We start from the raw sequence: 9610 nt of genomic DNA, 5'->3' as shown, positions 1-9610 counted from the left end.
CTACGGGCTTCGGCAAGGACTGATTTCAATTCACGCACCCCCCAAGAGGATGCGACAAACCACCAGGGACAAACCGACAAAGTTGTCATTAATTTCAATTCACGCACCCCCCAAGAGGATGCGACGCATATCGGTTGGGGGGCCGGAAAACACAATGGGATTTCAATTCACGCACCCCCCAAGAGGATGCGACGCCAACTGCAAACGGGGCACCAGCGGTTGCCGCAATTTCAATTCACGCACCCCCCAAGAGGATGCGACAGTAGATACGATTATGCAGACCACACCGTATAACATTTCAATTCACGCACCCCCCAAGAGGATGCGACGCATGTCGAAACGGGGATCAGTCCTGACTTCGATATTTCAATTCACGCACCCCCCAAGAGGATGCGACATAATGACGGCAAAGTGGCCTATGTAGTGCTTAAATTTCAATTCACGCACCCCCCAAGAGGATGCGACCCGGGGCCTTCTTGGTCGGGGTAGACGGCATGGAATTTCAATTCACGCACCCCCCAAGAGGATGCGACACCAGCGTGCTAGTGTTCTCGGCATTCGTTCCTTTATTTCAATTCACGCACCCCCCAAGAGGATGCGACGTACCCTTGGCGGTCGTGGCCGCCGGTAATGACGTATTTCAATTCACGCACCCCCCAAGAGGATGCGACGGCGTCCGCCTTGTAACTGAGCAGGAGGATGTTATTTCAATTCACGCACCCCCCAAGAGGATGCGACGGCCGTGAGCCTTACGGCCACGGGCACCTTCGCAATTTCAATTCACGCACCCCCCAAGAGGATGCGACGCTGCGGTCCTACTGATCAGCTTGCCAGACGGTCGATTTCAATTCACGCACCCCCCAAGAGGATGCGACCAGCGTAGTTACTATGCTTACACGGTGACGATCATTTCAATTCACGCACCCCCCAAGAGGATGCGACCGCAACATATTGTATAAGCCATGATGGGCCTCAATAGATATTGCGGTTTGAACAAAAAATCGGAGAATCGTTATCCCTTTTTGACCTAATAATGCATGAACTAAGGCCATTTAAGGTGCGAATCCTCCGGAAATTTCTGTGTGCCTACCATTCGCACCTACTCAGAAATAGTAACTTTGACTTCCTAGCTGCAGGTCTAAGCCGAATTGATCGTTGTAACTCGACTCGCGAGCAATCCACAAACCAGATGCTTCATGATACTCCAAAATTCCATCTCGCAGGGCTTGTTCGAGCGACTGACTATCGGCATACACCTGGACAACGTATTGCTGTGCTTGTTTGAGCGTATCATACATCGTTTTCAAATCAGTGCGACCACTCAACAGTGTTTCCGCAATCTTCTTCCCTTCACGCCATTGGACAAGGACTGGGGTGGTCTTCGAATCAATCACCTGAAAATTCTTGGTAACTGTCTGCGGTGCGGAATAGTTCAACAGTTGCTCGCCGGCACTTTTTTGATTGTGCCGGTTGAACGTCACCACACCGGTGTCATTAATAGTTCCATTCCCAGTTGAAACCAACAGTGAAAGAAGATTGAGTCGTTGACCAGAAATGGTTGCAGGGTAATCGAGATACATCTTTCTGCTATTGAAATACCGCCGAAAATACTGCTGTACGAATTCTGCAGAAAGTGGATCCCAGTCTGAATACTTTGTCAAAAGGGTCTCGGTAATCCCCGCGCCGGCAGAGATGTCTGCTAATCCTCGACTGAGATTCTCGACACTACTGTCCATCTTAATAAGGTGAACGTTACCTAGATTCACTTCATGGTTCCGATTACACCGTCCCGCCGCTTGAATCACACTATCAATCCCGGCTAACGAACGGAATACCGACCCAAAACTCAGATCGACACCGGCCTCAATCAATTGTGTTGAGAACACAACCAGCTGTTGATGCTCAGCTAACTCATCGTGAATCTGTCCGATAACTTCCTTCCGGTGAGCACCACACATGCCAGTGGAAAGGTGGTAAGCCTTAACGGCAGGATATTGATTCTGAAACGCCTCAAAAGACTGACGAACGGCCTTTTTGGTGTTCATAACGATTAAACTACTTCCCGAACTGTCAAGCTCCTCTTTTACAGCTGAAATTAAGTCTTCAACAGTCCAAACTTGATGGTTCTGAGTAAGCAACTGCACACGTTTGAAAGCACGTTCGGCATTAGGAATGTCGGGAACAATTTCGGTAGGGGTATCAATTCCAAGCGGCAGAACGTCGTGGGATAGCGCTGGCTGTGTGGCAGTACACAAGAGAACAGTGGTCTTGCCATAATCCGCCAGCCAGTTGATAGCTGCATTGTTCATTTCAACCGTCTTCGTCGGCATGCTCTGAATTTCATCGAACACCACCACGCTGTTGACCAAGCGATGCATGTGCCGAAGATTCTTGCTGCCAGATCCGTAAAGAGCATTGAGATAGGCAACCTGAGTCGTCATCACAATTGGGGCATCCCATGTATCATGTGCATAGTAATATCGTGCACTTTTTGGGCCATCGCTGATGGCTGAGTGGTACTCAAGAACTGTAGTATCATCATCGCCAGACAACGAAAGCCATTCTCTAATTGCTTCCGCATTTTGCTCAATAATTGTGGTGTAGGGTGCCACAATGATAATCCGTTCAAGGTGATGCTGTTGACACTGAGCTAGCGCAAAACGAAGACTGGCAAACGTTTTACCCCCGCCCGTGGGGACGCTAAGGCTGTAAACCCCCTGCTTGTCCTGACCGGCACGCCAGCTTAAATCGGACATTTCTCCACGAAGCTTGTTAATCTGTCCCCTACCACTTTCTTGGTCAGCAGCGTCTTCACGAGCTTGTTTTTTAACAGCTGCTTCGTTGGTTGTATACAGGACTTCCAACTTGTCAGATGTAGCGATTGGACCGTTAGAAATATCTGCCATGAAATTACCCGTTTCCAGATGATCCGCATCAATTAGACAACTGGCCAAGAATCGTAGATAAAAGCTCTGTTGCGCATCTTGCACGTCAGCAGGAATTACCGCAATTTCAGCGACAGCTTTTTCCACGTAAGCAAGATACTCATCACGAGAGAAGTCACTGAAGAAGCCCGCTTCAAGTTCACTGACGTTCCAATCGGAGATGTCACCATCAACCCGTTTCAGGAAGGGAGACTCCCCTTTTACTGGACTCAAGAAATCATAGGGACCGTCGGCGTTGTGGTGGGCCATAATGACATTCTCCACAAGCTCGGTCATGTATATTGCGTTATCGTCAACGGAATTTGCAAATAACTGACGGAGCATGTGAGCGCCACCAAATGCATGATTGACTGCCCCTCGCTTGGCCGATGGGTCTTCATCCAGAGACTTTCTGATATACAACTGAAAAGCTTTGGAATACTTGCCGGCATCATGAAGCCACCCCGCCAATCCGGCGACGTAAGCCAAGTTTAGACTACTGCCAAACTGTTCACAAAGGTCCCGTGTTTGCAGCAGATGATCGTGCACGGATTGATAACGAATTTTGCCGTCGTCATCCTTCTCACCGTGCGCAATAAACTGGACTGCTGGCATGGTCAATACCCCTTAATTTCTTCAACGTGCAAGCCATCGACATGCGGATCATCGACGCTGACGGTGACCTGAGAAAAGTCCCGAGCTTCATCAGGATAGCTAACCTGAGTCTTCTCGTGTACCTCGTATGGGGGCAGCTGACCCAATTTGGTATCATGTTCCCACCAAACAACCTTCAACACCACCATGGATCCTTCGGGCCGAGCGGCCGACGCATCATTGACGAACAACGTCTTCAACGCTTCCTTCAATGCTGCGGCATCGTCTTCGGTAAATCCGGTACGTTCAGCCTGCTGGACATTGATGCTGCCGTTAAATTTATAAACAGCAAACGGCACCATTGCCTTGGTCCCCATCGTGTCTGAGCCTTTGCTATCACCCGGTTCCAAATTGATGGACTTGGTGATTTGCTCTTCCTTAATGAGGACGGGCTTGATAGAGTATGCCGCTTGGACGGTGACGGGTCCACGAACAGGAATGGAAACACCGTCTAGACCGTCTTTCTCTTTGTTGGCTTTGAAGGGCATGACTTGACCAAACGCCCTCACATCCAACCAGCTTTCGGTGGCCGCTTTGATGAATAGTTCACGCCAATTCGGTGTCTTTTTGGGGTCCAGTTTAAGGACCTCGTTGACTGCGTCACTCATTTTCACCCGGTCACGGATGTTAGTTACGCCATCGGTAATGCGGTCCTGTTGTTGAATGAGAGTAGGCAAATTCATATCTTGCCAACGGTTGCGAATCTTCCGTTTGATGGCCACGTCACTGATTTCGCCCAATCCATCAGCATTGACACGAGGACGGTTGGCATCCAGTGGATCGCCATTGGGATTTGCATTTTGAACACCAACGACGACGGAAAAATCAATTTTGTGATCCAGTACTTTACTTGTCATTTGAGGTCTCTCCCTTTTCGTCTTTCTTGTATCGATTGTCTTCACTTTGTGCTGCATACCCAGAAAGGAAAACGGGTGAAAGTGGTGAGTCGTCCGCGAACTCTTCTGAAGGCATCATATTGGTAATCTCTTTGACCAGTTCTGCATAGTAGGCTTGTGATCCAGCACTGAGGCGGCCAAGATAGGAACGAACCACAGCCAACCAAATACGTTTCCATGTACTTGCAGGACGTTCAGAGAAATTTGTGAAAAAGCGTACAGCGGTCGTTAAACGATCAGTTTGGCTACCACCACGGGCCTGTTGTTGTCGAATGGCACTTCGCTCAACAGTATCCGCGACTGCAAGCAATCGGCCATAGAGATAAGACCGATCGGTATTTTCTTTTTCTAAGCTCATTCCAGACGCTCCTTTGGTGTTGTAGTTTTGAATTGCTGTGAAGAAGACAATGTCACGGTACCAAGCCTGCATAGCAGTCGTTTTACGCATTGCGTCATCGTGATAACTATTTGGGTGCCGCACATGGCGGTAAAACGCTTGGATGATATCGGGTGGAATCACACGGCCATGAATCACAGCAACCAGCAAGTGGGTCATTGCACGTTTTTGAACAGTTTCATAACGTGATCCTGTCTTGCCAATTCCGTAAGCGCCTTCAACTATCTGGTAAAAATTCGGCGTAATTTGGTGCGCAGTCTGATCCCAATAACGGGTGAAAACAGCTTTTCTTGACCAATTAATTAAGTTCTGCTTCAACTCATCGGACTGCATCAAATCGTAGTACACGATACTCATCCGACCAGTAGTCGCGGCATCGAGAAACAGGATATTCACCGGATGTTCAGCATCAGTTTCGATATCACCCGCCATGCCGAGCAACCTCTTACTGTATTCGATAGCGACTGGTTTTCCAGTATCCGGCGTTTGCGAGACACTAGATGAGGCGGCGTTAATCCTTTGGCGACGGGCAGAAAGTGTCTGCCCGTTGGCCATCAAAGAAATGGCGTCATTCACTGAATCGTTGCTTGCTCCACTGGTCCAGAACAAATATGCACGTGTATCCCGATGAATCCCTTGACGTTGAATCAACCACTTGAGTGCGTGGGTCATTTTCTGAGACTGTTGAAATCCTAGGGAGTAATAATCATCCCCTAAAAACACCCCACGATACGTGTAGCTGGAATCGTCGTTAGCTGAAATTAACTTTGCTCCGCTGGCAAATGGATCAACATTTTTCTCAAGTTTTTTGGTCGTGGGTACTTCAGTGCCAGTAATGTAGTCAATCCCGACCGTTTCTTCGTCCTCTGCTTGTTTAGCCAGATAATACTTTGTCCACGATTGAAAAATTGTGTTGTTGCGCCACACCGGCTCAGAAGTGGCATCGTCAACAGTAAATCGAACGAAAGAATCCCCGTTTTTGACCGAAGCCACCAGCTTTTGATTAGTCAGTGAGCCCAGTAAGTCATGGACTAACTGATTCTTGCCAATATATGAAGCAATGGCAATGATTTGTGAAGGTACGTCAGGATCAGCTGCCCAGCCTTGCAACAAGCGAAGATACTGAGCGTGTGATTCTGCCGCGTTCTTCAAGTCCTTTTTTCCTTTGACGTACTCTATATAATCACCAGCACAATACTTGATTTTGTCTTGCAGCGGAAACGCCTGGACACCACTTGACCGCGTGGCAGCATCAATTGTCGCAGGAATCACCGTCAATTGCTCGTCTTTTGGCACCCCTCGAGCTGACAAAAAGCTGCCATCCTGATCGACTACCACTTCAATTGGAATCTTGACAGAAACATGTCCAAGCGGCAGCAACGTGAACCGTTCATCGTTAATAAATTCACCGGCGCTTTGGGCATTTCGGTCATAAACCTTTGTCAATTCATCAAACACTGTCATTGACCATTTCCTCCAATCAGTTCGGCATACAAATCGTCAACGGATTGCATGGTGTCAGGGTGTTGCCAATTCTGTTCAGCAATCTTTCGAATAGGTTGGATAATTGTGCATTCATCTGGTCGGGGAAATGCAATGATTCCATGGTGCATCTTGGGTGCCCAAAGACGGACTGATAGCATTGGGTCGCCAGTCTCCTCAGGGTAATTAAATCCGTGGACCATGACCCCGAAAAGTCGATCGTCATTGTCGTAGGCACCCTCGCCTTCATCAAAACGAACCGGTTTGACATACCCTTGGCATTCCCGAGTGCCTAAATACACATCTCGTCGGCCACCGGCCTTTAACGCCCGTTTGAAAATTGCCACATGTTTTTTCATGTTACGGTCGGACGCCAAATCAGAACGTTGCATGTTCCACTCAATGTGGCACTGCACTTGGTATCGGACATCTGCCAGATAGGTGTAATAGGCAAGAGAATTCTTGTCTAAGGCAAAGTTCTTGTCCAATGGCCGGATGGCCTTCGACTCCACTCGAATCTGGTTCATCACCCGTACTTTGTCGATTCGCCAAATAAACGTGGGTTTCCAGTAGATACTGGAAGCTACCCCCACAAGAGATTGGTATGTTGGTAGCTGGTACGACATCTTTTCGCCCCCCCTCGTGAGTGGGTCAGTGAAGAGAGCATTCCGGCCCCAAACTTCGAATGACAATTGATTGTCTTCTGACACGTAATCACCTCCAGTGATTGTGATCATGTATTTTGTTGTTTATCTGATCCACACGCGTGATTCAGCCCCGTGTACAAAGCAGTCCCAAGAATCTTGGTTTCGGCAAAATGTTGGGATTGCTTCTAGGAGGTAAGTTTTCGCAGGAGGATCGGTTCGTCCCTCCCGCATAATTATCATACATCGCCATTCTACGATAAGTCAAACAAATAAACCAACCAACGAATATCAATATCAATCCTGATGAAAAAGGGGATAATTATCCCCTCTTTGTCCTAAATGAACCAACCAACATTTCAATTCGCATGGGTGTGCCCACGATTACGGTAACTGTACCGTCCGCCTTCCAATTACGATAGCGCATCTCCAAGCCTCCTTGCAAGTCAGAAAATCAATGGTCCCTTCAGGTCAAGTACGTTCTTAGTGCCCACGTGGGTTACTTTACTCTTGTAGTTATCCCCAAGATTGTAAAACCGTAGGCTATCCATTTCTTCGTCGATTGTCTTCAAAAGTGCCGACTTCATTTGAGTAAACGTCAGCTGGTCGACTAGACACTCAAATACAGAATTTTGAACACGTTGCCCGTATCTCTCGCAAACTTTTGCCACCCGATTTAAACGTCGCGGGCCACCAGGGTCGGTTACCGATACATCGTATGTCACTACTACCAACATTGATGTGCCTCACTTCCAGAGAAATGCTGGATAACTGTCTAGATCACCCCTGACACTCCTGGCCAACAGTAAGGCCTGAACAAAAGGCACAAGTCCCCAGACAATTTTCTCTTGTAGAAAAGGATGCGTCAGAGTTTCTTGCTTCTTCGCGGTCCACTGGTCAAGGAATACTTTTCTTCCCTTATCCGTTAACATGACAGCACCACTCTCCTGTTCCAGAAAATCCTGCTTATCCAGCATCTGCTTATTAATCAGCTTCAGAACAAATCGATCCGCAAAAACGCCGCGTAACTCTTCCATCAAATCCAGTGCAAGTGACTGCCGTCCTGGTCTGTCTTGATGCATGAATCCCACGTATGGATCAAGCCCCACCGATAGGAGCGCTGCAGCACAGTCATTTGCTAGTAACGAGTAAGCAAACGATAGCAATGCATTGGTTCGATCCAAGGGAGGTCTCCGAGAACGCTCGCTGAAGGAAAAGCCGCTGCCTTTCTGCAGTATGAAATCATCAAAGTGAGCGAAGTAATTTGCCGCGGCATTCCCCTCGATTCCTCGGATCGTATCAATATCCGAAGTTTCCCGTAACTCCTCGATGGCACTGAAGAGCGCCTGCGACAGATTTTTGAATCGTTGGGTATCAATGACCAGTGCATGGTCGCGGATATAGCGTTCCACCATCCACCGCTGGTTAAACAATTTACCGATGATAAAGTTTCTTGAAAATTCGCCGGCCAATGCTGCGTCATCAGAAATACGGTACTGTTGCTTGCGAAGAACAACATTACCATTCACCGCCCCAACAACGGTCCCAAGAAAACGTCCACTAGGGGTCAAGAATGTCATAGGTTTATTTTGGTCAATGCAGCAACTCATCAAAGCTGGGCTCGCACCAGATCTGGCGAAGCAAATGATGGAATCAATGTTAATCAACGGGACCTTTCCCAGCGACTGGTAATCTACAGAAACCGCGACGTTACCACCATCTAAAGACAAGTAAGCGTCAGGAGTGTTGACAAACAGCGTATTTAATAGTGGTTTCATTGCGCATCTAGCCTCTCTTCGAAATATTGTGCCGCCGATTGTGTCTTTGTGAGTACTGGGAGACAAATGTCTCGAAGTGAACAATTCCTGCACCGAGGGCCGACTTTTACCCGAGGCGTGTATTTACGTTGCCATAGATGATGCATCTCCTCAAGGTCTGCTATAGCTCGCGACCGCAGTTCATCGGTTAAATCAACTGTTTCTCGTGTCCGAGTTCTGAAGTAGAAAAGGTCTCCCTGAGCTATCTTTGTGCCGAGCATTTCTTCCAGACACATTGTCTCTAAGGTCAGTTGAAGGACATCGGACAGGTCTCTTTTGTGTGCGCCGTGCTTGTATTCAATGACTAGGGGATCGAACTTACCGGACCGCCCGCTGACATGAATGCCCTGAGATGACTCTGTCAGTTGGACAACGTCACAGATCCCAGATACTCCCAATGAATCAGAATGGACACGCAGCGCACGAAGGTACACGATTCCGTGCCGTTTTTCCTTGAAATACGGGTCATCCGCTTTCTCATGGAGCTGCGTTCCTTCGAAGGTCAATACGTTGTCTTGCCACTGCTGTTCGATGTGTATCAAAGCCCATTGTCTTCGGCAGTATTCGAAATGTTGGATACCAGAGATTTGTAGCCAGCCGTCCTCAGCGTATTCCACTGTAATTCCCCCTCGTGTATATTGCTGTCCAAAACGCCCAATGCTCATTATTTCACCTTCAGCGAGAATGCGCCACTTTTTTTGTGTTTTTGTCGACCGACCACTATGCTTGCGGGTGACTCTAACCCAGATAAATTGCCAACTGTATAGAAAACGACGCAACTCCTTGAGCTGCGCCG

At 48.1% G+C, this 9610-nt stretch carries 7 protein-coding genes and 1 CRISPR repeat array; all 7 genes read right to left on the bottom strand.

The window, feature by feature from the left end; genetic code table 11:
• Positions 1–22: 22 nt before the first annotated feature.
• Positions 23–942: a CRISPR direct-repeat array (repeat unit 34 nt; unit sequence ATTTCAATTCACGCACCCCCCAAGAGGATGCGAC).
• 161 nt (positions 943–1103) lie between these two features.
• The gene (locus L248_RS00035; RefSeq protein WP_022527958.1) at positions 1104–3539 is read right to left on the bottom strand and encodes a CRISPR-associated helicase/endonuclease Cas3; all 2436 of its coding nucleotides are present in this window, start codon (positions 3537–3539) and stop codon (positions 1104–1106) included.
• 2 nt (positions 3540–3541) lie between these two features.
• A complete protein-coding gene (gene cas7c, locus L248_RS00030; protein ID WP_022527957.1) occupies positions 3542–4435 on the bottom strand; it encodes a type I-C CRISPR-associated protein Cas7/Csd2 in 894 nt (297 codons plus the stop codon).
• The gene (gene cas8c, locus L248_RS00025) at positions 4425–6335 is read right to left on the bottom strand and encodes a type I-C CRISPR-associated protein Cas8c/Csd1 (RefSeq protein ID WP_022527956.1); all 1911 of its coding nucleotides are present in this window, start codon (positions 6333–6335) and stop codon (positions 4425–4427) included. The genes cas7c and cas8c overlap by 11 nt, the downstream gene beginning before the upstream one ends.
• Positions 6332–7063: a type I-C CRISPR-associated protein Cas5c gene (gene cas5c / locus L248_RS00020; RefSeq protein WP_040534278.1), complete on the bottom strand. Its 732-nt coding sequence runs from the start codon at positions 7061–7063 to the stop codon at positions 6332–6334. The genes cas8c and cas5c overlap by 4 nt, the downstream gene beginning before the upstream one ends.
• Before the next feature lie 380 nt (positions 7064–7443).
• Positions 7444–7734, bottom strand: coding sequence for a CRISPR-associated endonuclease Cas2 (gene cas2, locus L248_RS00015; protein WP_040534088.1), 291 nt, complete (start codon positions 7732–7734; stop codon positions 7444–7446).
• A 9-nt stretch (positions 7735–7743) separates the two neighbouring features.
• Positions 7744–8775: a type I-C CRISPR-associated endonuclease Cas1c gene (gene cas1c, locus L248_RS00010; protein WP_040534085.1), complete on the bottom strand. Its 1032-nt coding sequence runs from the start codon at positions 8773–8775 to the stop codon at positions 7744–7746.
• Positions 8772–9610, bottom strand: an 839-nt coding sequence (gene cas4, locus L248_RS00005) for a CRISPR-associated protein Cas4 (protein WP_342665158.1), incomplete at its 5' end; no start/stop codon positions are given. The genes cas4 and cas1c, both read right to left, overlap by 4 nt.

It is taken from the genome of Schleiferilactobacillus shenzhenensis LY-73, from assembly GCF_000469325.1.
Taxonomy (GTDB): Bacteria; Bacillota; Bacilli; order Lactobacillales; family Lactobacillaceae; genus Schleiferilactobacillus; species Schleiferilactobacillus shenzhenensis.
Note: the sequence above shows the minus strand (reverse complement) of the source record. Positions and strands in the feature narration are given on the sequence as shown.